General features: G+C 71.4%; 26 protein-coding genes. 10 read left to right on the top strand and 16 right to left on the bottom strand.

What is annotated here, in order from left to right:
- Nucleotides 1–12: 12 nt before the first annotated feature.
- Together QJ852_10195 and QJ852_10190 are read right to left on the bottom strand one after the other, a co-directional pair.
- Nucleotides 13–1,098 (bottom strand): homoserine O-acetyltransferase, encoded by a 1,086-nt coding sequence (locus tag QJ852_10195; GenBank protein WGX99444.1) that lies wholly within the window; start codon nucleotides 1,096–1,098, stop codon nucleotides 13–15.
- A 31-nt stretch (nucleotides 1,099–1,129) separates the two neighbouring features.
- A complete protein-coding gene (locus tag QJ852_10190; GenBank protein ID WGX98799.1) occupies nucleotides 1,130–2,416 on the bottom strand; it encodes an O-acetylhomoserine aminocarboxypropyltransferase/cysteine synthase in 1,287 nt (428 codons plus the stop codon).
- A gap of 123 nt (nucleotides 2,417–2,539) precedes the next feature.
- Here QJ852_10190 and QJ852_10185 point away from each other — a divergent pair, with 123 nt between their 5' ends.
- A complete protein-coding gene (locus QJ852_10185; GenBank protein ID WGX98798.1) occupies nucleotides 2,540–3,496 on the top strand; it encodes a Rossmann fold nucleotide-binding protein in 957 nt (318 codons plus the stop codon).
- On the opposite strand, the gene QJ852_10180 is transcribed toward QJ852_10185, so the two are convergent.
- Nucleotides 3,477–4,640, bottom strand: a complete 1,164-nt coding sequence (locus QJ852_10180; GenBank protein WGX98797.1) for a glycosyltransferase family 1 protein — start codon at nucleotides 4,638–4,640, stop codon at nucleotides 3,477–3,479. The two genes, QJ852_10185 and QJ852_10180, sit on opposite strands and share 20 nt — an antisense overlap.
- A 144-nt stretch (nucleotides 4,641–4,784) precedes the next feature.
- On the opposite strand from QJ852_10180, the gene QJ852_10175 reads away from it, so the two are divergent.
- Nucleotides 4,785–6,503, top strand: a complete 1,719-nt coding sequence (locus QJ852_10175; protein WGX98796.1) for a TIGR03767 family metallophosphoesterase — start codon at nucleotides 4,785–4,787, stop codon at nucleotides 6,501–6,503.
- A 245-nt stretch (nucleotides 6,504–6,748) separates the two neighbouring features.
- Here the strand turns inward: QJ852_10175 and rlmN are convergent, their stop codons facing one another.
- Nucleotides 6,749–7,888, bottom strand: a complete 1,140-nt coding sequence (rlmN, locus tag QJ852_10170; protein WGX98795.1) for a 23S rRNA (adenine(2503)-C(2))-methyltransferase RlmN — start codon at nucleotides 7,886–7,888, stop codon at nucleotides 6,749–6,751.
- A gap of 75 nt (nucleotides 7,889–7,963) precedes the next feature.
- Nucleotides 7,964–8,335: a hypothetical protein gene (locus QJ852_10165; GenBank protein ID WGX98794.1), complete on the bottom strand. Its 372-nt coding sequence runs from the start codon at nucleotides 8,333–8,335 to the stop codon at nucleotides 7,964–7,966.
- Nucleotides 8,336–8,507: 172 nt separating this feature from the next.
- On the opposite strand from QJ852_10165, the gene QJ852_10160 reads away from it, so the two are divergent.
- Genes QJ852_10160 through QJ852_10140 form a run of 5 tightly spaced genes read left to right on the top strand, consistent with a single transcriptional unit; the run spans nucleotide 8,508 to nucleotide 11,818 of the window.
- Entirely contained in the window at nucleotides 8,508–8,936 is a 429-nt protein-coding gene (locus QJ852_10160) for a YciI family protein (protein ID WGX98793.1), read from the top strand.
- A complete protein-coding gene (locus tag QJ852_10155; protein ID WGX98792.1) occupies nucleotides 8,933–10,207 on the top strand; it encodes a sigma-70 family RNA polymerase sigma factor in 1,275 nt (424 codons plus the stop codon). Before QJ852_10160 ends, QJ852_10155 begins: the two co-directional genes overlap by 4 nt.
- 10 nt (nucleotides 10,208–10,217) lie before the next feature.
- A complete protein-coding gene (locus tag QJ852_10150; protein WGX98791.1) occupies nucleotides 10,218–11,021 on the top strand; it encodes a tryptophan 2,3-dioxygenase family protein in 804 nt (267 codons plus the stop codon).
- 21 nt (nucleotides 11,022–11,042) lie between these two features.
- The gene (locus tag QJ852_10145; GenBank protein WGX98790.1) at nucleotides 11,043–11,243 is read left to right on the top strand and encodes a hypothetical protein; all 201 of its coding nucleotides are present in this window, start codon (nucleotides 11,043–11,045) and stop codon (nucleotides 11,241–11,243) included.
- Nucleotides 11,240–11,818, top strand: a complete 579-nt coding sequence (locus QJ852_10140) for a nucleotidyl transferase AbiEii/AbiGii toxin family protein (GenBank protein WGX98789.1) — start codon at nucleotides 11,240–11,242, stop codon at nucleotides 11,816–11,818. Before QJ852_10145 ends, QJ852_10140 begins: the two co-directional genes overlap by 4 nt.
- Here QJ852_10140 and QJ852_10135 read toward each other — a convergent pair.
- The 8 genes from QJ852_10135 to rpsB all read right to left on the bottom strand — a co-directional run bounded on the left by QJ852_10135 (nucleotide 11,811) and on the right by rpsB (nucleotide 18,810).
- Nucleotides 11,811–12,683 carry a phosphatidate cytidylyltransferase gene (locus QJ852_10135; GenBank protein WGX98788.1) on the bottom strand — a complete coding sequence of 291 codons (873 nt, stop codon included), beginning with the start codon at nucleotides 12,681–12,683 and terminating at the stop codon, nucleotides 11,811–11,813. The genes QJ852_10140 and QJ852_10135 overlap by 8 nt on opposite strands.
- Nucleotides 12,684–12,705: 22 nt before the next feature.
- The gene (gene frr / locus QJ852_10130) at nucleotides 12,706–13,260 is read right to left on the bottom strand and encodes a ribosome recycling factor (protein WGX99443.1); all 555 of its coding nucleotides are present in this window, start codon (nucleotides 13,258–13,260) and stop codon (nucleotides 12,706–12,708) included.
- 27 nt (nucleotides 13,261–13,287) lie between these two features.
- Nucleotides 13,288–14,004, bottom strand: a complete 717-nt coding sequence (pyrH, locus tag QJ852_10125; GenBank protein ID WGX99442.1) for a UMP kinase — start codon at nucleotides 14,002–14,004, stop codon at nucleotides 13,288–13,290.
- A gap of 66 nt (nucleotides 14,005–14,070) precedes the next feature.
- The gene (locus QJ852_10120; GenBank protein WGX98787.1) at nucleotides 14,071–14,343 is read right to left on the bottom strand and encodes a hypothetical protein; all 273 of its coding nucleotides are present in this window, start codon (nucleotides 14,341–14,343) and stop codon (nucleotides 14,071–14,073) included.
- Complete coding sequence (locus QJ852_10115) at nucleotides 14,340–15,596, bottom strand: hypothetical protein (GenBank protein WGX98786.1); 1,257 nt, start codon at nucleotides 15,594–15,596, stop codon at nucleotides 14,340–14,342. Before QJ852_10115 ends, QJ852_10120 begins: the two co-directional genes overlap by 4 nt.
- Before the next feature lies 1 nt (nucleotide 15,597).
- Nucleotides 15,598–16,818 (bottom strand): SPFH domain-containing protein, encoded by a 1,221-nt coding sequence (locus QJ852_10110; GenBank protein WGX98785.1) that lies wholly within the window; start codon nucleotides 16,816–16,818, stop codon nucleotides 15,598–15,600.
- 240 nt (nucleotides 16,819–17,058) lie between these two features.
- Entirely contained in the window at nucleotides 17,059–17,868 is an 810-nt protein-coding gene (tsf, locus tag QJ852_10105; GenBank protein ID WGX98784.1) for a translation elongation factor Ts, read from the bottom strand.
- A 42-nt stretch (nucleotides 17,869–17,910) separates the two neighbouring features.
- Nucleotides 17,911–18,810 carry a 30S ribosomal protein S2 gene (gene rpsB / locus QJ852_10100; protein WGX98783.1) on the bottom strand — a complete coding sequence of 300 codons (900 nt, stop codon included), beginning with the start codon at nucleotides 18,808–18,810 and terminating at the stop codon, nucleotides 17,911–17,913.
- 305 nt (nucleotides 18,811–19,115) lie between these two features.
- On the opposite strand from rpsB, the gene QJ852_10095 reads away from it, so the two are divergent.
- Genes QJ852_10095 through QJ852_10085 form a run of 3 tightly spaced genes read left to right on the top strand, consistent with a single transcriptional unit; the run spans nucleotide 19,116 to nucleotide 20,388 of the window.
- A complete protein-coding gene (locus tag QJ852_10095; protein WGX98782.1) occupies nucleotides 19,116–19,721 on the top strand; it encodes a M23 family metallopeptidase in 606 nt (201 codons plus the stop codon).
- Entirely contained in the window at nucleotides 19,718–20,005 is a 288-nt protein-coding gene (locus QJ852_10090; protein ID WGX98781.1) for a type II toxin-antitoxin system prevent-host-death family antitoxin, read from the top strand. The genes QJ852_10095 and QJ852_10090 overlap by 4 nt, the downstream gene beginning before the upstream one ends.
- Nucleotides 20,002–20,388 (top strand): type II toxin-antitoxin system VapC family toxin, encoded by a 387-nt coding sequence (locus tag QJ852_10085; protein ID WGX98780.1) that lies wholly within the window; start codon nucleotides 20,002–20,004, stop codon nucleotides 20,386–20,388. The genes QJ852_10090 and QJ852_10085 overlap by 4 nt, the downstream gene beginning before the upstream one ends.
- 8 nt (nucleotides 20,389–20,396) lie before the next feature.
- Here QJ852_10085 and QJ852_10080 read toward each other — a convergent pair whose 3' ends face one another.
- From QJ852_10080 to QJ852_10070, 3 genes are read right to left on the bottom strand one after another with little or no spacing between them, the layout of a single operon-like run.
- A complete protein-coding gene (locus QJ852_10080; GenBank protein ID WGX98779.1) occupies nucleotides 20,397–21,338 on the bottom strand; it encodes a tyrosine recombinase XerC in 942 nt (313 codons plus the stop codon).
- Nucleotides 21,335–22,483, bottom strand: a complete 1,149-nt coding sequence (dprA, locus tag QJ852_10075; protein ID WGX98778.1) for a DNA-processing protein DprA — start codon at nucleotides 22,481–22,483, stop codon at nucleotides 21,335–21,337. Before dprA ends, QJ852_10080 begins: the two co-directional genes overlap by 4 nt.
- Nucleotides 22,480–23,025: an ATP-binding protein gene (locus tag QJ852_10070; GenBank protein WGX99441.1), complete on the bottom strand. Its 546-nt coding sequence runs from the start codon at nucleotides 23,023–23,025 to the stop codon at nucleotides 22,480–22,482. The genes dprA and QJ852_10070 overlap by 4 nt, the downstream gene beginning before the upstream one ends.
- Between the last annotated feature and the right edge of the window lie 7 nt (nucleotides 23,026–23,032).

Below are 23,032 nucleotides of genomic sequence, written 5' to 3'. Positions count from 1 at the left end.
TGCCCGATGGGGTCAGGCCAGGAAGGAGCGCACCAGGTCGTGGTAGCCGGGCGGCTCCAGCAGGAAGGAGTCATGGCCCCACGGCGAGGCCAGCTCGGTGTGCTCCACGCTGACGCCGCGCGCCGCCAGCTGGTCGCGGATCCGCAGCGAGTGGGCGGTCGGGAAGCGCCAGTCCGAGTCGAAGGACACCAGCCGGAAGCGGGTCGTCGGGACGACGTCCGGGTGGGTGCCGAACGGATCGAAGTAGTCCATCGGCCGGGTCAGATGGAGATACGACAGAGCATCGAAGCGGTCCAGGAAGCTCTCGCCCTGGTGCTGGAGGTAGTGCTCGACCTCGAAGTCCGTGCCGAGGCGCCGGTCGAGGCCCGTGGTGTCGCGCCGGTGGCCGAACTTGGTCTCCAGCGACATGTCGGAGACGTAGGTGATGTGGGCCATCATCCGCGCGATCTTGAGCCCGTGCCGGGGCGTGACGCCGTGCTCGGCGTACCGGCCGCCGTGGAAGTCGGGGTCCTCCATGATCGCGGCCCGGGCGACGGCGGAGAACGCGATGTTCTCGGTGGTCAGCCGCGAGCTCGCGGCGACCAGGACCGCCCGCTCGATCCGCTCCGGCTCCCGCAGCGCCCACTCGAGGATCTGCATGCCGCCCATCGAGCCGCCGACCGCCGCGTGCAGCCGGCCGATGCCGAGGTGGTCGAGCAGGCGCCGGTGAACGGCGACGAAGTCGGCCATGTCGAGGGCCGGGAAGTCCGGTCCGTAGGCCCGGCCGGTGGCGGGGTCGACCGACGAGGGACCGGTCGTGCCGGCGCAGCCGCCGAGCAGGTTGGCGCTCACGACGAAGAACCGGTCGGTGTCCACGGCCTTGCCGGGGCCGATCAGGTTGTCCCACCACCCGCGCCGCTTGGCGCCGAGGTGCAGGCCGGCCGCGTGGGCGTCGCCCGTCAGGGCATGGCACACCATGATCGCGTTGTCACGCGCGGCGTTGAGCTCGCCGTAGGTCTCGTACGCGACCTCGAGGTGCTCCAGTGCCGTACCGCCTGTCAGGACCAGCGGGTCGCGCTCGGTGGCGAGCACGACCCGCTGGGTCTCGACGTATCCCATCGTCCCCACGGGCGATGAACCTACCTCCGCCTCACTTCGACGCGGCGAGGGCCTGCTCGAGGTCGGCGATGATGTCGTCCACGTTCTCGATGCCGATCGAGAGCCGGACCATGTCCTCCGGCACACCGGCCGCCTCGAGCTCCTCCGGGGTGAGCTGCGAGTGGGTGGTGGTCGCGTTGTGGATCGCCAGCGACTTGGTGTCGCCGATGTTGGCGAGGTGGCTGAACAGGCCGAGCGCCTCGACGAACCGCTTGCCCCCGTCGCGGCCCGACTTCACGCCGAAGCTGACCAGGCCGCCGTACCCCTTGCCGGTGAAGGTGCGGTCGGCGACGGCCTTGTAGGGGCTGTCCGCGAGACCCGGGTAGCTGACCCAGGAGACCGCGTCGTGGGCCTGGAGGTACTCCGCGACGGCGAGCGCGTTGGCGCTGTGCCGCTCCATACGCAGGTGGAGGGTCTCCAGGCCCTGCAGGAAGAGCCAGGAGTTGAGCGGCGCGACGGCGGCACCGGTGTTGCGCAGCAGCACGGTCCGGGCCCGGATGATGTAGGCGAGGTTGCCGACCGCCTCGGTCCACACCACGCCGTGGTAGGCGCCGTCGGGCTGGGTGAGGCCGGGGAAGCGCTCGGCATGGGCCGCCCAGTCGAAGTTGCCGGAGTCGACGATGATGCCGCCGATGGAGGTGCCGTGGCCGCCGATGTACTTGGTCGCGGCGTGCACCGCCACATCGGCGCCCTGGTCGAAGATCCGCGCGAGGTACGGCGTCGGCGCGGTGTTGTCGACGATCAGCGGCAGGCCCTGGGCGTGGGCCGCGTCCGCCCAGGCCCGGATGTCGACGACGTTGATCTTCGGGTTGCCGACGGTCTCGGCGAAGACCAGCTTGGTCTTCTCGTCGACGTGCTTGGCGAGGTCCTCGGGGCGGTCGGGGTCGACGAAGCGGACCTCGATGCCGAACTGGGGCAGCGTGTGCGCGAAGAGCGCGTAGGTGCCGCCGTACAGCGTGGAGAGGGCGACGATGTTGTCGCCGGCGTAGGTCAGGTTGAGCACCGAGTACGTCACGGCGGACGAGCCGGACGCGGTGGCGAGCGCGCCGACGCCGCCCTCGAGCTGGGTCATCCGGTCCTCGAAGACCGACTGCGTCGGATTCATGATCCGCGTGTAGATGTTGCCGGGCTCGGCGAGCGCGAACAGGTTCGCGGCGTGCTCGGTGTCGTTGAAGACGTACGACGTCGTCTGGTAGATCGGCACCGCCCGCGCGTTGGTGGCGGGGTCTGCCTGCTCCTGGCCGGCGTGGACGGCGAGGGTCTCGGGACGATAGGTCATCGGTGGCTCCTGTCGCTGGCCCCTGGGTCACACGGGGCGATGTCTCACCAAGGTTAAAGTCAAGTTAATCACTAGACAAATGGCATCCCACAGAGCAGACACCGGGCAGGTAGCGTCCGGGCCGTGAGGAGCACCCGCACCCGGAGCCTCGTCGTCGCCTGCCGCACCGACGCCGACCACGCCCTCGAGGCCGGGGCCGGCGCCGCGGCGGCCGATCACGTCGCGGGCCTCGACGTCACCCGGACCCGCCTCTACACGCCCGGCGAGCTCTACGACGCGCCCGGCTACGCCGACTCCTTCGACAGCCGCGCCTACCACTGGGCGCTGGCCACGTCCGGGCCCGCCGAGGCGCTCGCGGAGGTGCTGCACGACCAGGCCATCGACACCGCCCTCGGCAGCTGGGTCGACGAGCACGCGACGACCGGGCTGGTGGGCGTCATGGGCGGCCACGCGGCCGACCGCGGCACCCCGGCGTACGACGAGGCGGCGCGCCTGGGTGCCCTGCTCGGTCGCGACCATGTCGTCGCCACCGGCGGCGGACCCGGCGCCATGGAGGCCGCCAACCTCGGCGGCCGGATGGCCGCCGCGCCCCGGGCCGCCCTCGCCGAAGCGTTGCGCCGGGTCGCCGACGTGCCGTCCTTCCGGCCCTCGGTGGACGCCTGGGCCGCCGCCGCCCGAGAGGCCCTCGCGCTCGCGCCGGACCCGAGCCCGTCGCTCGGCGTACCCACCTGGCACTACGGCCACGAGCCGCCGAACCTGTTCGCGACGGCGATCGCGAAGTACTTCCGCAACGCGCTGCGCGAGGCGATCCTGCTGATGGTGTGCGACGCGGGGATCGTGTTCCTGCCCGGTGCCGGCGGCACGGTGCAGGAGATCTTCCAGGACGCCTGCGAGAACTACTACGCCGCCGATGAAGACGTGGCCCCGATGGTGCTCGTCGGCCGCCGCTACTGGACCGAGGAGCTCCCGGCCTGGCCGCTGCTGCGGGCCCTGGCCCGCGGCCGCGCGATGGAGCAACACGTCCATCTCGTCGACACGGTCGAGGAGGCCGCGGCGCTGTTCACGCCACGCGGGCGCTGACCTCTCCCCCGGCCACCGCACGGTAGTGCGCGACCAGCTGCTCGTTGATCGCGTACCAGGACCGCTCCTGCACCGCCCGCAACGCGGACGCTGACATCCGGGCCCGCAGCTCGGCGTCGCCGACCAGCCGGTCCACCGCCGCGGCCAGGTCCGCGCCGTCACCGGGGCGGTACAGCAGGCCGGAGGCGCCGTGCGCGACGACGTCGACCGGGCCACCGGCGGCGGGGGCGACCACCGGGACGCCCGAGGCCAGCGCTTCCTGGGCCGACTGGCAGTAGGTCTCGTAGCGGCCGGTGTGGACGAACACGTCCAGTGAGGCGTAGGCGCGGCTCAGCTCGTCGCCATGCAGGAGGCCGAGGAAGCTCGCCCGAGTGCCGAGCAGGCTCCGCAGGCGCTGTTCCTCGGGGCCCGCGCCGACGACCACCAGGGTGTGGCGCGGGTCGTCGGCGAGATGCCGCAGCAGATCGAGCTCCTTCTCCGCGGCCAGCCGGCCGACGTACCCGACCAGGAGCCGGCCGTCGGGCGCGATCCGCCGGCGCAGCTCCTCGTCGCGGTGTCGCGGATGGAAGGCGACCAGGTCGACGCCCCTCCCCCAGCGGTGGACCTCCGGGACGCCGAGCGCGCGGAGCTGGTCGATGCTGGCCGTCGACGGGGCGAGGGTGCGGTCGACCTGATGGTGGATGCGGCGGGTGAGTCCGGCCGCGGCCCGCACGCCGCCCGGCACGTCGTACCGCTCGGCGAAGCCGACCAGGTCGGTCTGGTAGATCGCCACCGTGGGGATGCCCAGCTCGCCGGCGGCCCGGGCGGCCTGGTAGCCGAGGGTCGCGGGCGACGCGATGTGGACGACGTCGGGACGGAAGCGGACCATCCGCTGGCGCAGCCGACGACGGGTCTCCAGACCCAGCCGGAAGTCCGGGTAGAACGGCAGGTTCGCGCCCCGGGCGCGACGGACCCGGAATCCGGCGTACGTGTCCGGGCCGGTCGGCGCCACGAGCTCGGCATGGTGCCCCTCGGCCGCGAGGTGCTCGAGCACCCGGCGTACCGAGTTGGTCACTCCGTTGATCTGCGGGAGGAAGGACTCGGCGACCACCAGGACGCGGAGTCTGCTCGCCTCACTCATCGCCTCGCTCATGACCTCAGCCATGACACCGACGCTAGGGAGGGCGCGCCAACGGGCCGTCACGGTTGCGCGAGTGTCCGGCGACCCGTTCGTGAACGCCAGGCATCGCAGGGCGTGCCGCCCGCGGCAGGACGTGACCCACCTCGGCCCCGGCTCGTTGCCCGGTTCGTGGAGATCTCTCGCCGGAACCTGATCCGCAACGCCATCGCCGCCGGCGGCCTCGCCGCCGCGGCCACCGCGCTCCCGGGCGTGCTGCGCTCGGCCGCCGCGGCGCCCACGGACCCCGCCACGCTGGCCCGGACCTATGTCCCCGGCCCTCCCGGAGCCGGCGGCTACCGCGCTGTCATCGCCGCCGCCGGCGAGCCGCACCGTCCACGGACCGCGCTCGGCGTCGTCAGCGACGCCGGCCGCGCCACCCGCCGCCAGGGCCTCCTCTCCTTCGTGCAGCTCAGCGACATCCATGTCGTCGACGCCCAGTCGCCGCTGCGCCTGGAGTGGACCGACCGGCTCGACGACCCGAGCCCGCTCCCCGCGATCGGGCTGTTCTCCTCGTCGTACCGACCGCAGGAGATGCTGACCGGCCAGGTCGCCGACTCGATGGTGCGCGCGATCAACCGGATCGGCAGCGGTCCGGTCACCGGCACGCCGTTCGCGCTGGCCATCCAGACCGGCGACAACTCCGACAACTCCCAGCTCAACGAGGTGCGCTGGAATATCACCGCCCTCAACGGCGGCACGATGCGCGTCGACTCCGGTCGCCTCAACAAGTGGGAGGGCGTCGCCGACAGCTTCAAGGCGACGTACGACGGCGCGTACTGGCACCCCGAGGGCAATCCGAGCGGCCGGCCCGTGGATCGCCCGAGCGCGGAGTACGGCTTCCCCGTGATCCCCGGCCTGCTCGACGCCGCCCGCCGCCCCTTCACGGCCGAGGGCCTGAACATCCCGTGGTACTCCGTCTTCGGCAATCACGACGGCCTCGCGCAGGGCAACTTCCCCGCGTCCACGCTGCAGCTCAACCTGATCGCGCTCGGTGCGCTCAAGATCATCTCGCCGCCGCTCGGCCTCGACCCGGGCCAGCTGCTGCAGGATCTCACCGGCGATCCCGCCGCGCTGCTGACCACCCTGCTCAGCGGAGCGACCAGCGCCACCGTCCGGCTGGTCACCCCCGACCGCGACCGCCGCCTGCTCAACCGCAAGCAGATCGTGGAGCAGCACTTCCAGCTCGGCGGCCTTCCCTTCGGCCACGGCTTCACGAGCACCAACCGGCAGCAGGGCACGGCGTACTACCACTTCGACCAGGGCCGGTTCCGGTTCGTCGTCCTCGACACCGTCAACCCCAACGGCTACGCCGACGGCTCCCTCGACACGACCCAGTTCGCCTGGCTCAGCTCCTTGCTGGCCCAGTCCGGCGACAAGGTCGTGCTGGTCTTCAGCCACCACACCTCCGACACCATGGGCAACCCGCTGATCGCCACCGGCGGCTCCCTGGAGGGCCGGGTCACCGGCGGCACCGTCCTCGACCGGCTGCTCGCGACCCCGTCGGTCGTCGCCTGGATCAACGGCCACACGCACCGCAACAAGATCACCCCGCGCCCTCGTCCGGGAGGCGGCGGCCTGTGGGAGATCACCACCGCCTCCCACATCGACTGGCCCCAGCAGGCCCGGATCATCGAGATCGCCGACAACCTCGACGGCACCCTGTCGGTCTTCACCACCATGGTCGACCACGCCGGCCCCGCCTCGGCCGGCGCCGGCACCGCCACCCCCGAGCAGCTCGCCGGCCTCGCCCGCGAGCTCGCCGCCAACGACTGGCACGACCACGACGGCGGCCTCGGCACCCTCGACGACCGCAATGTCGAGCTCCTGGTCGCCAACCCCCTGGCGTAGCGGGCGCCGCCGCTTGTAACTAAGGGTTACAGCACGAAAGACGGCGCAATATCGCCCGGGTAGGTGTCACAGCACCGAGGTAGATGCCCCCGCACCTCCGGTACGGCGGCCGCCCGCGGCTGACGGGCGTACGACGGGCACCGGACGCGACTACCCGGGCGTTGTTGCCACTACCCGGGCGTTGTTGCACCGCAATCAGTGCTGTAACCCTTAGTTACAAGCCGAGCCGGTGCGCGTGCGGGCGCTCAGGCCTGGGCGGCGAGCTGCCCGCAGGCCGCGTCGATCTCGCTGCCCCGGGTGTCCCGCAGGGTCGTCGCGATGCCCCGGGCCTCGAGGCGGCGGACGAACTCGGCCATGTCCTCCTCGCGGGAGCGGGTGAACTGCGATCCCGGCACCTCGTTGAGCGGGATCGGGTTGATGTGGACCCAGCCCGTGCCACGGCCCTCCGCGGACAGTACGTCGGCGAGCAGGTCGGCCCGCCAGCCCTGGTCGTTGATGTCGCGCATCAGGGCGTACTCGATCGAGACCCGCCGCCCGGTCCTCTCGAAGTACTCGTAGGCGGCATCGACCGTCTCGGCGACGGAGAAGCGGGTGTTGATCGGCACCAGGTCGTTGCGCAGCTCGTCGTCGGGAGCGTGCAGGGACAGCGCGAGTGTGACGGGGATGCCCTCGCCGGCGAGCTGCCTGATCCGGGGCACCAGGCCCACGGTGGAGACCGTCACGTGGCGGGCCGACAGGCCCAGCCCGGACGGCGCCGGCTCGGTGAGACGGCGTACGGCGCCCAGGGTGGCCTTGTAGTTGGCGAGCGGCTCGCCCATGCCCATGAAGACGACATTGGACAGCCGCCCGGGGCCACCCGCGACGTCGCCGTTGGCCATCGCCCGGGCGCCGACCACGACCTGGTGCACGATCTCCGCGGTCGACATGTTGCGCTGCAGGCCGCCCTGTCCGGTCGCACAGAACGGACAGGCCATGCCGCAGCCGGCCTGGCTCGAGATGCAGATCGTGGCGCGGTCCTTGTAGCGCATCAGGACCGACTCGACGAGCGATCCGTCGAACAGCTTCCACAGCGTCTTGACCGTCGTGCCCTTGTCGGCGCTCTGCTGCCGGATCGGGTCCATCAGGTCCGGCAGGAGGGCGTCGACCAGCTCAGCACGCTGGGTGGCCGGCAGGTCGGTCATCTCGGCGGGGTCGTGGACCAGCCGGCCGAAGTAGTGCATGCCGAGCTGCTTGGCCCGGAAGCCGGGCAGGCCCATCTCGACCAGCAGGTCCTTGCGCTCCGCGTCGCTGAGGTCCGCGAGGTGCCGGGGTGGCTTCCTACGACCCCGGGGCTCGGTGAGGACGAGGGGAAGCGGGCGCGGCTGCGCGTCGGGCTGCTCGGACATGTCCCCACGATCCTCCCACCCGGGAGCACAGGCGCCCAATCCCCCGGGATCGACGCCGAGACGCGCAAAGGCCGCTCAGGCGTCCTTGTTGAGCAGGAACCAGACGACCGCCACGCCGACCGCCACGACGACGAGCAGGGTGGAGACCATGCCGAGCAGCAGGTAGCGGCCGAACCGGCGGGTGTGCTGCGGCACGAGCATGCCGATCGGGACGACGAACATGAGCAGGACGAAGGGGAACAGCTCCTCGACCCGCTGGTAGCCCGCGAGCCACTTGACGATGGCGGCGTACAGGCCGGGGACGACGATGACCGCCACCATGCCGGTGAAGAAGCCGGCGAGCGGGAAGAACACGGGGTGCCCGCGGTGGAACCAGTCGGGGCGCCGGGACCTGTCGTCCGGTGCGTCCACCTCGCCGCCCGCGCGGCCCTCGCCTGCCTCAGTCATGTCCGGGCGATCGTAGCGGCCGGAGGCCAATCAGCCGGTATCAGCCGCCGGTCGCGACCCGAAATCGCCGCGCGGCGAGAAAGTCGTCCGTCGATGTCGATCCACCGGTTCCCCGATCGACCGAGGAATGGAAGGGTCGAGACGCGACCCCCGACCACCAACGGAGAACATCATGAAGTACATGCTGATCATGCGGTCCACCGACGAGGCCGAGGCGGCCTTCGCCGACAGCGACATCCCGTTCGAGGAGATCATGGAGGCGATGGGCCGCTTCAACGACGAGATGGTCCAGGCCGGCGTCCTCATCGCCGCGGAGGGCCTCGACCCCGATCCGGCCACCGGCGTGGTCGTCGACTACTCCAGCCAGCCGCCGGTCGTCACCGACGGCCCGTACGGCGAGACCAAGGAGCTGTTCGGCGGCTACTGGATCGTCGACGTCGCGTCCCTGGAGGAGGCCACGGCGTGGGCGAAGCGGGCCCCGCTCGCGGGCCCGGGCATGAAGGCCGAGATCCGCCGGGTCAGCTCGATCGACGAGTTCCCGCAGGACAACGTGTGGATCCAGAAGGAGCGGGCCTGGCGCGAGGCGACCGGCCAGCTGTGACCGCGTCGTCCCGGGGTGCCGAGGGTCGGCGCGCCGTCGAGGCCGTGTGGCGGATCGAGTCCGCACGGATCGTCGGCGCGCTGGCCCGGTACACCGGCGACTTCACCCTGGCCGAGGACCTCGCCCAGGAGGCGTTCGCCGAGGCGCTCGTCGCGTGGCCGCGCGACGGCGTCCCGGCGAGCCCTGCGGGCTGGCTGCTGACCGTCGGTCGGCGCCGGGCGATCGACGGGTTCCGGCGCCGCGCCGCCCGCGACGAGCGGTACGCCGTCCTCGGCCACGACCTGGCCTCCCGCGCCACCGCGGTCGACGACGGCGACCTCGACCTGCTCGCCGACCCCGGCCGCATCGACGACGACCTGCTCGCGCTCGTCTTCATCGCCTGTCACCCCACCCTCTCCCCCGAGTCCCAGGTCGCGCTGACCCTGCGCGCCGTCGGCGGCCTCACCAGCGACGAGATCGCCCGGGCGTTCCTCGTGCCGACCGCGACCGTCCAGGCCCGGATCACCCGCGCCAAGAAGACGCTGGCGGCGGCCCGGGTCGCCTTCGTCGTCCCTCCGCCGCAGGAGTGGCGCGACCGGCTCCGGGCGGTCCTCGGCGTCGTCTACGTCATCTTCACCGAGGGCTCGTCCGCGACGTCCGGCGACGCCTGGATCCGGGCCGACCTGGCCCGGGAGGCGATCCGGATGGCCCGGGTCCTGGCCCGGCTGGTGCCCGACGAGCCCGAGGCGCACGGGCTGCTCGCCCTGCTGGAGCTGACGGCAGCCCGGTTCCCGGCCCGGACGACGCCGGCCGGCGCTCCGGTCCTCCTCGAGGACCAGGACCGCCGCCGTTGGGACCGTACGGCGATCCGGCGCGGCCAGGCCGCCCTGGACCGGGCCGAGCGGGTCGGCCAGGGCCTCGGCGCCTACGGCATCCAGGCCGCCATCGCCGCCTGCCATGCCCGGGCCGCGTCGGTGGCGACGACCGACTGGGACCGGGTCGTGTCGCTCTACGAGGCGCTCGGCCGGATCGCCCCCTCCCCCGTCGTCGAGCTCAACCGCGCGGTCGCCGTCTCCATGGCCGCAGGTCCCGCCGCCGCGCTTCCACTGGTCGACGCCCTGGCCGCGCAGGGGGCCCTCGCCGGCTCCCCGCTGCTGCCCGGTGTGCGCGGCGAGCTGCTGCGCCGGATGGGCCGCACGGACGAGGCCCGGACCGATCTGCAGCGCGCCCTGGACCTGTGCGGCAACGAGTCGGAGCGCGTCGTACTGGCCGGGAAGCTCGCCGACCTGTGACAGTAGGTCGGTGACCGAGCAGACCCCGGGACAGCACCCGTCCCTCACCTACAGCAGCTACCTCGCCCTCGACGACGTCCTGTCCGCGCAGCACCCCCGCTCGGACGAGCACGACGAGCTGCTCTTCATCGTGATCCACCAGGTCTACGAGCTGTGGTTCAAGCAGATGCTGCACGAGCTGACCGGGCTCCAGCAGCGGCTCGAGGCGGGCGACACCCCGCGCGCCCTGCACACGCTCGGGCGGGTGCTCACGATCCTCAAGGTCAACGTCGCGCAGGTCGACGTCCTGGAGACGATGACCCCACGCCAGTTCACCAGCTTCCGCGGCCGCCTCGACGCGTCCAGCGGCTTCCAGTCCGCGCAGTTCCGCGAACTCGAGGCGACCCTGGGCCGCCGCGACGCGCGGGTGTTCGAGCACTACCCGGCCGGCAGCCAGGGCCGGGAGCGGATCGCCGCGGCGATGGCGCGGCCGTCCGTGTTCGACTCGTTCCTGCGCTACCTCCTCACCCAGGGGTACGACGTCCCGCGGACCGCGCTCGACCGTGACCTGAGCCTCGCCTGGGAGCCGTCCCCCGACGTGCAGCGCCTGCTCCTGACGGCGTACGCCGACGACGGTGGCGCCGCGCAGGTCGCCGAGCGGCTGGTCGACCTCGACGAGGGCCTGCAGGAGTGGCGCTACCGGCACGTGAAGATGGTCGAGCGCACCATCGGCGCCAAGCCCGGTACGGGCGGTTCCTCGGGCGCGACCTACCTGTGGAGCACCGTCACCCGGTCGCTCTTCCCCGACCTGTGGGCGATCCGCAGCGAGATGTGACCGGCTCCCTAGACTGTGGCCATGGTCGTCGAGGGGCTGGCGCTGGCTCTGGAGTTGAGCGAGGCCGGGATGCAGATGCGTGAACTCCGGTACCGCCGCGAGCACCCGGGAGCCTCCGATGCCGAGGTCGAGGGGTTCATGCGCGCCTGGCTGCGCGAGCGGCCAGGTGCCTCCGACGGCGACGCCGTCGGACGTCGTGTCGACCTCCCCCGGTCGCCGTGACGCTGCTCGGCGACGAACTGGCGACCGCCGCGGCGGCGCTGCGGTCGCTCGAGGTCGACTTCGCCCTCGTGGGCGGGCTCGCCGTCTCGGCGCGGTCCGAGCCGAGGTTCACCCGCGACGCCGACCTCGCCGTGGCGGTCGCTGACGACGCGGGCGCCGAGGCGCTCGTGTTCGCCCTCCGTTCCCTGGGCTATGAGGTGCTCGGCACCGTCGAGCACGAGACGACGGGGCGGCTTGCCACGGCGCGGCTGGGGCGCCCCGGCGCGGGTAGGTCGGCCGTCGTCGATCTCCTCTTCGCCTCGTCGGGAATCGAGCCGGAGATCACCGCGGCCGCCGAGACCATGGACGTCCTGCCGGGCGTGACGATCCCGGTCGCCAGCACCGGCCACCTCATCGCCTTGAAGCTGCTCTCGACGGTCGATGCGCGACCTCAGGACGCGCCCGACCTCCGTTCGCTGGCCGAGGTCGCGACCGACACCGACTGGGAGGCCGCGGCCGTCGCGGTCGGACTGATCACCCTGCGTGGCTACGCACGTGGGCGCGACCTCCCCGCCGCACTGACCGCGCTCAGGTGAAGATGCCGTAGTGCAGCAGCAGCCAGATCGGTGCGATCGTGGCGAGCAGCGAGTCGAGTCGGTCCATCAGACCGCCGTGGCCCGGGATCACCTGGCTCATGTCCTTGATGCCGAGGTCGCGCTTGATGACCGACTCGCACAGGTCGCCGAGGGTGGCCATGACGACGGCGATCAGGCCCAGGGCCACGCCGATCCACCAGTCGCCGTCGAGCAGCCACACGACGAGCGCGACACCCGCGCCGACGGTGGCCAGCGCCGATCCGGCGAAGCCCTCCCATGACTTCTTCGGGGAGATCACCGGTGCCATCGGGTGCTTGCCGAAGAGCACGCCGGCGACGTACCCGCCGATGTCGGAGGCGATCGTCACGAGGATGAAGGTGATGATCCCCTTCACACCCGGGTCGTCGAGGCCACCGCCGTCACGGCCGCCCTCGGCGAGCATGAGCGCGACGAACGAGCCCAGGAAGGGCACGTAGACGAGCGCGAAGACGGAGGCGGTGGCGTTCTTGACGTAGCCGTCGATGCCGCGGCGCAGCAGCCACAGCATGATCACCAGCGCGCTCACCGCGGTCGCCGTCACCAGGGCCGCGGAGCCCCAGAGGTAGGCGACGACCACCATCACGACGCCGCCGACCATCAGTGGCTGCTCGGGCAGGTCGATGTCCTTGGCGAGCAGGCCCTTGCGCAGCTCCCACATCGCGACGACGACGGCGATCGCGACGATCACCATGAACGCCGGCTTCCAGAACAGCAGGGAGGCCGCGATCGCGCTGAGCAGCACGACCGCGGACCCGACCGCCGCCTTCAGGTCGCGGCCGGCGCGGCCGTGGTCCTTCGTCGGGGCAGCGTCGGACGTCGAGGACATGGAATGTGGGAGCGGGTCGAGGTCAGACCTCGAGCAGCTCGGCTTCCTTGTTCTTGAGCAGCTCGTCGATCGCCTCGGTGTGCTTCTTGGTCAGGCCGTCCAGGCGCTTCTCGGCACCGGTGACGTCGTCCTTGCCGACCTCGCCGTCCTTCTCGAGCTTCTCCAGGCTCTGCTTGGCCTTCTGGCGCACCTGGCGTACGGCGACCTTGCCGCCCTCGGCCTTCTCCTTGGCGAGCTTGATGAACTCCTTGCGGCGCTCCTCGGTGAGCTCGGGGAAGACGCAGCGCAGCTGCTTGCCGTCACTGGACGGGTTGACGCCCAGGTCGGAGTCGCGGATCGCCTTCTCGACGTTGTTGAGCGCGCCCACGTCGTACGGCGACACGATGATGATCCGCGCCTCGGGAGCGGTGAACGACGCCAGCTGCTGCAGCGGCGTGGGCGTACCGTAGTAGTCGACGAGGATCTTGCTGAACATGCTGGGGTGCGCGCGCCCGGCGCGGATCGCCGCGAACTCCTCGCGGGTCGCGTCGACCGACTTGCCCATCTTCTGGTCGGCCTCGTTGAGGGTGTCGTTGATCACCGGTTCTCCTTCGTTGCCTTCTGCTCAGCCTGCGCTGACCCGCGTGCCGATCCTCTCACCCTGCACGACACGCAGGATGTTGCCCTCGGGCTCCATGCCGAAGACGATCATCGGGAGCTTGTTCTCGCCGCACAGGGCGAACGCCGTCTGGTCCATGATCCGCAGGCCTTGGGCGATGGCGTCGTCGTAGGTGAGCTCGTCGTACTTCACCGCGTTCGGGTCGACGTTGGGGTCGGCGCTGTAGACGCCGTCGACGCCGCTCTTGGCGACCAGCACCACGTCGCACTTGCTCTCCAGGGCCCGCTGGACCGCGACCGTGTCGGTCGAGAAGTACGGCAGGCCCATGCCGGCGCCGAAGATGACGACGCGGCCCTTCTCCATGTGCCGGATCGCGCGGCGCGGGATGTAGGGCTCGGCCACCTGGCCCATCGTGATCGCGGTCTGCACCCGGGTCTCGACGCCCTGCTTCTCCAGGAAGTCCTGGAGGGCGAGGCAGTTCATGACGATGCCGAGCATGCCCATGTAGTCGGCCCGGACCCGGTCCATGCCGCGCTGTTGGAGCTCTGCACCGCGGAAGAAGTTGCCGCCACCGGTGACGACGGCGATCTGGACGCCCGCGTCGGCGACCGCCTTCACCTCGCGCGCGATGGCCTGCACGACGTCGGGATCGACCCCGACCTTGCCACCGCCGAAAACCTCACCCGAGAGCTTCAGGAGGACTCGCTTGTAGCCGGCCACCAGGGTCCTTCCGGTCGTTCGTCCGTTCATCGTTCGGGCGGACCCGAGGTTACCGTGTCGGCGCGCCGCTCAACGAACCCGCTGCACCCGCCTGCGGTAGTCGCCGCCGTTGTCCCCGTCGATGCCCGAGCTGCGGGTCCGGGCGATGTGGTCGATCTGCTCCTCGCCGCCCTGGACGGGCTGCGCCTCGATGATCGTGTCGCGCTCGAACTCGTGGGACTTGTCGGTGTTGCGGTAGTAGCGGTAGAAGGCCCAGTACGTCGCGACGCCACCGGCCGGTCCCGCCGCGAGCAGCCAGATGCCGCCGTCGTCGGACGCCTGCGCGAGGATGTCGGCGATCATGCCGTCGCCACCAGGATGGCGCCCGCGATGCCCTCGAGGACGGTGCCGACGGTGAAGGCCGCAAGCAGCAGCTTGGGCTGCGAGACCGGGATGCTGCCCATCGTCTCTCCTGTCCGGGCGTTGACCGCGATGTAGTGGAGCAGCCCGTTGCTCTCCTGGCGGTAGGAGTACAGCCACACGGGCAGGTACATCGAGACCCAGCGCGACCCGCCGACGTCGACCTTCTCCTGCTCCCAGCGCACGCCGCGGTCGAACCTGCCCAGCGACCCGCGGACCTCCGACCTGCCGATGGAGAGCAGCTGGTCCTCCAGGACCGGCTTCATCGCCTCGACGTTGACGTCGCGCTTCTCGCTGGTGAAGCCGACGAGGTAGCTGGCGTTCCAGCGCACGGCGTTCTTGGTGTCGAAGGGCAGGACCGAGTTGACGATGTTGTTGGTGTTCGACGTGCCGAAGGACGCCCGCTCGGAGGAGCCCTCGACGGTGAGGTCGTCGACGGTGAAGCTGACCTGCCGCGAGAGGCGGTAGACGTCGGCCGCGTAGTAGGTGACCCGGTCGTCGCCCTGCTTCTCGGTCCATCGCCGGGTCTCGACCTCACCCTTGCCCCAGTACTCGGATCGGGCCCGCGCGTCGATCACGAGATAGGGCAGGTAGACGCCCAGGACGTTCTCCGGGACGAACTCCTTCTTGAACCGCTTGTGGGCGAAGAGCCGCCGCTTGGACGCGAAGGCGCGGATCTTCTCGACCGCCTCGTCCTTGGTCAGCCGGAAGGGCAGGACGGCGTCGGGGACGGCGCCGTTGGGGATCTGCTGGTTGACGTTGAGCGTGTGCCGGCACCAGTGGCACCGGGCGTTGAGGGCGTGAGCCGTGTCGACCACGACCTCGGCCCCGCATGCCTCGCACTTGAAGGTGAGCATGTCGGCCGCGTCGGCCGCGATGTCCTCGGCCCCACTGGCGATGACGGTGCCCTCGAGCTGGTCGATGCCCTCGCCGAGCCCGAACTCCTCCTCGACCCGGGCCTCCTGCCACTCGTTGCGGCAGAAGAGGCAGATGAGCATGCCCGTGGAGCCGCGGAGCTGGACGTCGGTCGAGCCGCACTTCGGGCAGCGGTTGAGCCCGTCCTTGAGGGACTCGTTGACCGTCTCGATGCTCGGCTTCGGCTCCGGCTCGGCCTTGGCGGCGGCGAGCTCCTCCTCCAGCGACAGCGGTGGCCCGTCGAAGGTGGGCTGCTGCGGCTCAGCGGACTCCTGGGACATGTCAGAGACCGAGCGCCTTCGCCTTCGCCGCGTCGTAGTCGGTCTGGGTGATCAGCCCGGCGTCGAGCATCTCCTTGGCCCGCTTGAGCACCGCCATCGGATCCTCCGCGGGCGGCTCGGCGGCGGCCGGCGCCGCGGGTGCGGCCGGAGCCGCGGGTGCCGCCGGAGCTGCGGGCGCGGCCGGCGCCTGGGCCGGCGGAACGGGCTGCTGGAGGCCGCCGAGGCCGATGCCACCGGCCGCCATGCCCATCCCGATCATGCCGCCGGGGCCGGCGTTCTCACCGGCCGCCTCCATGCCGGCGGCGACCGACGCCTGCAGGTTGGAGTTGCCGCGGGAGCCGGACAGCGCGTCGGCCCGCTGGACGTTCTTGAGCAGCTCGCGCGTGTTGGCGTCGTACTCGATCGAGATGATCGCGGTCTTGACGATCTCCAGGCCGCGGTCGGTGCGCCACTGGTAGTTCTCCTCGACGGCGGCGGACAGCGACTGGGCGAACCCGATCGAGTCCTGCTGCAGGCGCGAGATCCGGTTCCCCTTGGCGGGGTCGTTGGTGTACATCGAGAACGCCGGGGCCAGCGAGCCGACGACCTCGTTGAACAGCTGCTCGCCCGCCGGGTTGTCCATGTCGGTGAAGTCGAACGACCTGCGACCGCCGATGACCTCGGCGGGCACGAAGTTGCGGATGAAGGTCAGCGGGTCGGTGATCTTCAGGGTGTAGGTGCCGCGGGTGATCGCGCCGACCTGGGTGTTGAGGAAGGCGTCGTCCCAGTAGATCTCCGACTGGGTGCCGAACTTGTTGTTGGGCAGCTCCTTGAGCGTCACGAAGACGGCGTTCTGCTGGGCCGACGGACGGCCGCCGAACTTGAAGCGCTCCCAGCTCTGCTTGATCAGCGAGTCGACGAGACCGCCACCGGTGAAGATCGACTGCGACGCGGGATCGTCGGAGTTCCAGATGTAGGCGCCCGGCTCGGCGGCGAAGCCGGTGAAGGCGCCGTCCTCGAGGAGGACCAGTCCGTAGCCCTCCGGCACGACGATCTTCGAACCGTTGGTGATCACGCCCTCGGAGCCCTGCGTGTTGCTGCCCCGGCCGGCGTTCTGTCCCTTGGGCACGGCCGGGAAGACCGCGACGGTCGAGCCGACGCCGTCAGGGACGCCGTAGAAGTCGACCCACTGGTCGGCGAGGGTGCCGCCGATCGCGCCGATCGCGGCCTGAATGAGTCCCATTTGACGATCTCCTTCACCTGACACCGAGGTGCGCCCCGCGAGCGCGGGACGCTGGGTCCGACACATGTCCGATGGCCGGGCGCGACAAACCTACCCCGTGAGCCGTCCCGGCACGGCCGGAAAAGCCGGACGGCCGGTGATCACCTGGGTGACCACCGGCCGTCCGGTGCGTTCTCTCGTTCTGACGGTTCAGCGCGCGTGCCCGGCAATGCCGCCAGGTGCGTGCTGTGGGCCGTCAGGTCAGGCGCCGACCTCGAAGCGGGCGAAACGCTTCACGGTCGTGTTGGCGGCGTCGAGGACGGCCTTGACCGTCTTCTTCGACTCCGAGACCGACTCCTGCTCGAGCAGGACGATCTCCTTGAAGAAGCCGCCCAGACGGCCCTCGACGATCTTGGCAACGGCAGCCTCGGGCTTGCCCTCCTCGATCGTCTTCTTGGTCAGGACGTCCTTCTCGGCGGCGACCATGTCGGCGGGCACCTCGTCACGGGTGAGGTACTGCGCCTTGAGGGCGGCCACCTGCATCGCAGCGCCGCGGGCGGCGGCCTCGTCGCCGTCGTACTCGACGATGACGCCGACGGCCGGCGGGAGGTCGGCCGCACGCTTGTGCAGGTAGACCGCGACCGGGCCGTCGAAGTAGGCGACGTTGCCGAGCTCGATCTTCTCGCCGATGGTGATGGCGAGGTTCTCGACGACCGCACCGACGGTGCTGTCGCCCAGCGGCAGCGCCTTGGCCGACTCGGTGTCGGTCGCCTTGCCCGCGGCGATCGCGTCGGCGATCTGCTGGGCAGCCTTGATGAACTCCTCGTTCTTGGCGACGAAGTCGGTCTCCGACTTCAGCTCGACGAGCGCGCCGCCGGAGTTGGCCACCAGACCGGCCGACGTCTCGCGCTCGGCACCGCGGGCGGCCGCCTTGGCGGCACCCTTGACGCGAAGCAGCTCGACGGCCTTGTCGAAGTCGCCGTCGGTCTCGTCGAGCGCCTTCTTGCAGTCCATCATTCCGGCGCCGGTCAGCTCACGGAGCTTCTTGACGTCAGCAGCAGTGAATGCCATGGATCCTCGTTCGGTTTCTCGAAAGGGTGGACGTGGGGTGGCTCAGGCCTCGGCCGGAGCGTCGGCCGCGGGGGCCTCCTCGGCAGCGGCCTCGGCGGCGGGCGCCTCCTCGGCGGCGGCTTCAGGAGCCGCCTCCGCAGCGGCCTCGGCCGGCGCGGCCTCGGCGGCCGGAGCGGCGTCACCCTCGAGGAGCTCGCGCTCCCACTCGGCCAGGGGCTCCTCAGCGGCCGGGCTCGCGGCGGAGCCGGCGCCGGAGCGGGACATCAGGCCGTCGGCCGCGGCGTCGGCGATGACGCGGGTCAACAGGCCCACCGCGCGGATGGCGTCGTCGTTGCCCGGGATCGGGAAGTCGACGTCGTCCGGGTCGCAGTTGGAGTCGAGGATCGCGATGATCGGGATGCGCAGCTTGCGCGCCTCCTCGACCGCCAGGTGCTCCTTGTTGGTGTCGACGATCCACACGGCCGACGGGACCCGGGACATCTCGCGGATGCCACCCAGGGTCTTGTCGAGCTTGTCGCGCTCCCGCTTCATCTGCAGGAGCTCCTTCTTCGTGCGGCCGGACCCGGCGACGTCGTCGAAGTCGATCTCGTCGAGCTCCTTGAGGCGGTTGATCCGCTGGTGCACCGTCGAGAAGTTGGTGAGCATGCCGCCCAGCCAGCGTTGGTTGACGTAGGGCATCCCGACGCGGGTCGCCTGCTCGGCGATCGCCTCCTGGGCCTGCTTCTTGGTGCCCACGAACATGATCGTCCCGCCCTTGGCCACGGTCTCCTTGACGAAGGCGTAGCTGCGGTCGATGTAGGCCAGCGACTGCTGCAGGTCGATGATGTAGATGCCGTTGCGGTCCGTGAGGATGAATCGCTTCATCTTCGGGTTCCAACGACGGGTCTGGTGTCCGAAGTGGACGCCGCTCTCGAGGAGCTGGCGCATGGTCACGACAGCCATGATTTCTCCTGTTGTGTTTTCTCAGTTGGGGCCTGTCGTCCACGCGCGATCCGACCGCGCGACGCGAGGTCGCACGGACTGGGGATCGACGCCCACGGGCGGCCGGGACCGGAGCGGCCCCGTCGTGGTCTGCGGACGAGCGAATTCCGGTCCAGGCGGACCGGTGCCTCCCAGCGTACGACGTGAGGCGCACCGCGTCCCAATCCGTGCCCTCGTCCCTCCACAGCCCCGTCCTCGCCACCCCTCCTCCACAGCCCCTGGCGCCCCGGCCACCCACCGTCCCATCTCCCTCGCATCCTCCTCCCATGACCCGCTCACTCCTCCGGCCCGCCCTGCTCCCCGTCCTCCTGCTTCTCCAGCTCGGACTGCTCCTCCCCATCGGCCCCATCGGCCCCGTCGTCCCCGCCCGCGCCGCCCCCGCGGGCGATCCGGTCGGCGTCTGGCCGCTCGAGCCGGTGCCCGAGGTCGTGCGCTCCTTCGACCCTCCCGACCTCCCCTACGGCGCCGGGCACCGCGGCGTCGACCTCGCCGGGCACGCCGGCCAGCCGGTCCGCGCCGCCCTTCCCGGCGTCGTGGTCTTCGCCGGCCCGATCGCCGGTCGCGGCGTGGTGGTCGTCGGCCACGGCGCCACCCGCACCACCTATGAGCCGGTGGCCGCGACGGTCGGAGTCGGGGCCGCCCTCGCCGCCGGAGCGACGATCGGCAGCCTGCAGTCGTCCGGGTCGCACTGCCTCCCGCGGACCTGCCTGCACTGGGGCTGGATCGCCGGGCAGACCTACCTCGACCCGCTCCGGATCGTCGGCACCGGCCCCGTCCGCCTGCTCCCCCTGTGGCGCGACGAGCCGGTCGCCCGCGCCATCACCCGACCCATCTTTGCTACGATTGCTACGCCTTTCGGGGCGAACCGATGAGCGCGACGATCGTCAGGAGCGGGGCCGTGGAACGCATTCCCCACCGCGAGCTGCGCAACAACAGCGCCGCGATCCTGCGGCGGGTAGCGGCGGGCGAGTCCTTCGAGATCACCAATCACGGCGAGGTGGTGGCGATCCTGCGTCAGCCCGTCGCGGACGACCTCTGGTATGCCGAGATGGCACGGCCCGCGACGAGGAGCCGAGGTTGGAACGACATCGAGCGCGTCAGGGCGAGACGCCCGATGCAGGAAGTGCTCGACGAGCTTCGCGAGGACCGGCTGTGAACGTCTATGTCGATACCTCGGCCGTGGTGAAGCTCATTGCCGAGGAGGCTGAGAGCGACGCGCTCAGGGACTACTTGAACGGGCTCGACCCCAGGCGCGTCTTCTCCTCCGAACTCCTCGTGACCGAAGTCCGTCGAGCCGCGATGCGCAACGACGTCGAGCAGAGTCTGGCAACCGAGGTGCTCGAGTCGATCAACCTGTTCGAGATGACCTCTCCCCTGCTGCAGCACGCCGGCCTGCTGCCAGACCCCACGCTTCGCAGTCTGGACGCGATCCATCTGGCGACAGCGCTGCGGCACGGCGCGGAGGTGCTGGTCTGCTACGACCTCCGTCTTCGCACGGCTGCCGAACGACAAGGACTCGTCGCGGCGTCCCCGGCGTGATCCCGGGGTCATGCCCGCGGATGCGCCTGCTGGTAGGCCCGGCGCAGTCGATCGGTGGTGACGTGCGTGTAGCGCTGCGTGGTCGCCAGGGAAGCGTGGCCCAGCAGCTCCTGCACCGAGCGCAGGTCGGCCCCGCCCTCGAGCAGGTGGGTGGCCGCGGTGTGGCGGAGTCCGTGCGGCCCGAGGTCCGGCGCCCCCGGGACCTCGGCGAGCCGCCGGTGCACCAGCGTGCGGACGGCCCGCTGGTCGATCCGACCACCGCGGGCACCGAGGAACAGTGCTGGTCCCGACCCGCCGCGCGCCAGCAGGCCCCGGCCCTGAGCCAGCCACCGGTCGAGCGCGACGGCGGCCGGCTGGCCGAAGGGGACGGTGCGCTCCTTGCGCCCCTTGCCGAGCACTCGGACGACATTGCGATCGCGATCCAGGTCGTCGACGTCGAGACCACAGAGCTCCCCGACCCGCATGCCGGTGGCGTACAGCAGCTCGAGCATGGCGACGTCGCGCAGCCCCACGGCGCTGCCATCGTCGGCCAGGTCGGTCGCCGCACCGATGAGCTGGGCCGCCTCGTCGACCCGCAGGACGTCCGGCAGGGTGTGGTGCGGGCGAGGTGAGCCGAGGGCCGAGCCGACGTCGCTGACGGTCCGGCCGGTGCGGGCCAGCCAGGCGGTGAACACCCGGGCAGCAGTGGCCCGGCGGGCCAGCGTGGTGCGCGACAGGCCGAGACTCTGCTGCTTGGCCAACCAGCTGCGCAGGCTGCGCAGGTCGAGCTCGGTGACCTCGACCAGGCCGAGCCGGCCGGCATGGTCGAGGAGTCCGGCGACGTCGCCGAGATAGGCCCGCACGGTGTGGGGCGTCAGGTCCCGCTCCGCGACGAGATGACGCTCGTAGTCGGCGAGGGTGCGCGCGAACACCTCCGGCAGGGAGTCCTCGACTGCGGCCTCGTCGCTCATTGATCGATCGTAGAACGCACCTCCTCTCCCAGCCGCCAGCCCGACGGCATGTGCTCGACGTGTCCGTCGAGCGCGAGCCCACGCAGGAGCTGCTCGACCTCCTCGGTCCCGAGCCCGGCGACCCGGGCGACCGAGGCGGCGCTCGCCGGCGACGCGACCGGGACGGCATCGAGGACCTGCCGTGCGCGGATGGTCAATCGGTCCCGCGGGCCGTCGGGGGCCCGGCGCACGTCAAGCAGGTGCTCGCCGGGCGCGCCCAGCAGCTCGAGCACGTCCTCGCCACGGGTGACGAGTGTGGCGCCGCCGGACCTGACCAGCTCGTGCGCCCCCTCGGAGGCGGCACTGGTGACCTGGCCGGGCACCGCCATCACGGTCCTGTGCAGCCGGTCGGCCCAGGATGCCGTGTTGAGCGCACCGCTGCGCAGGGCCGCCTCGACCACGACGGTGCCATCGGTGAGGGCGGCGATGAGACGGTTGCGGGCCAGGAAGCGGACCCGCAGCGGCGCGGACCCGGGTGGCGCCTCGGACACGATCGCGTGGTGCCGCCCCAGATGGTCGAGCATCGCGGCATGGGCGACCGGGTAGGCCCGGTCCACCCCGCAGGCGAGGACGGCGACGGTGCGACCCTCGGCGGTGACGGCGCCACGGTGGGCGGCGTAGTCGACGCCGTAGGCGGCACCCGAGACCACGGTCCGCCCGGCCGCGCCGAGGATGGCGGCCATCTCGCCGGCGACCTCGTCGCCGTAGGAGGTCGACGAGCGGGAGCCCACGACGGCCACCGCGGGACCGAGCCGGTCGAGCCGGAGGGGGCCTCGCACCCACAGACCGACGGGGACCTCGCCGCGGGCGTGCAGGACTCCGGCGCCGGCGAGGTCGTCGAGCGACCCGGGCCATTCGTCGTCGCCCGGGACGACGAAGCGGATCTCGCGCCGGGCGGCCTCCTCGAGGACCCGCTCCGGGTGGGCTCGCGCCAGTCGTCCGGCGGCCGCGAGGAACTCCGGGCGCAGGTCCGGCTGCTCGCGCAGCACCTCGAGGAACCGGACGCCGCCGAGCTCGCGGGTCAGCCCCAGGCACCGGACATCGCCCGGCTCGGTGATCAGGTTGATGGTGGCCCGGGCGAGCCGTTCCTCCTCGGCGACGGTCATGCCGCACCCTCCGCGCCGGGCCGCTGCTGGAACATCGCGAGGTCGAGCGGTTGGCCGGACCGCAGGCGCAGCGCGGTCGCGACCTCGTCGACACCCGGCTCGAGATCGCGGCCGGTGCGCACCGAGCGGACGTCGGCCACGGTCCAGGCCAGCCGGTGGACCCGGACGGCTCCGCGGGCGCTGAGCCGTCCGGCGAGCACCTCGGCGTCGATCAGCTGCTGGGCGGGGGCGGGCAACGGCCAGGTGTCCTTGAGGCGCGGGCTCGGCACGTGGGCGTTCAGCCGCCAGCTCCGACCGGCGAACCGTTCGCGCTGCCGCGCTCGCGCGGCCGCGACACGTTCGCGCACCTCGGCCGACGACTCGACGGGGCGGAAGGGGTCATCGCTGGCCGGCGACCCGGGCCGGACGTGGCGCACGATGTCGATCCGGTCGACGATCGGACCGGACATCCGGGCCCGGTAGGCGCGCCGAGCGGTCTCGGCGCAGGTGCAGTGGTTGGACCGCGCCGCCCTCGTCCAGTTGCCGCACGCTAATCGTCGAATGTCTCAG

The organism is Nocardioides sp. L-11A (assembly GCA_029961745.1).
Taxonomy (GTDB): Bacteria; Actinomycetota; Actinomycetes; order Propionibacteriales; family Nocardioidaceae; genus Nocardioides.
This window is presented reverse-complemented; position numbering and strand designations above follow the sequence as displayed.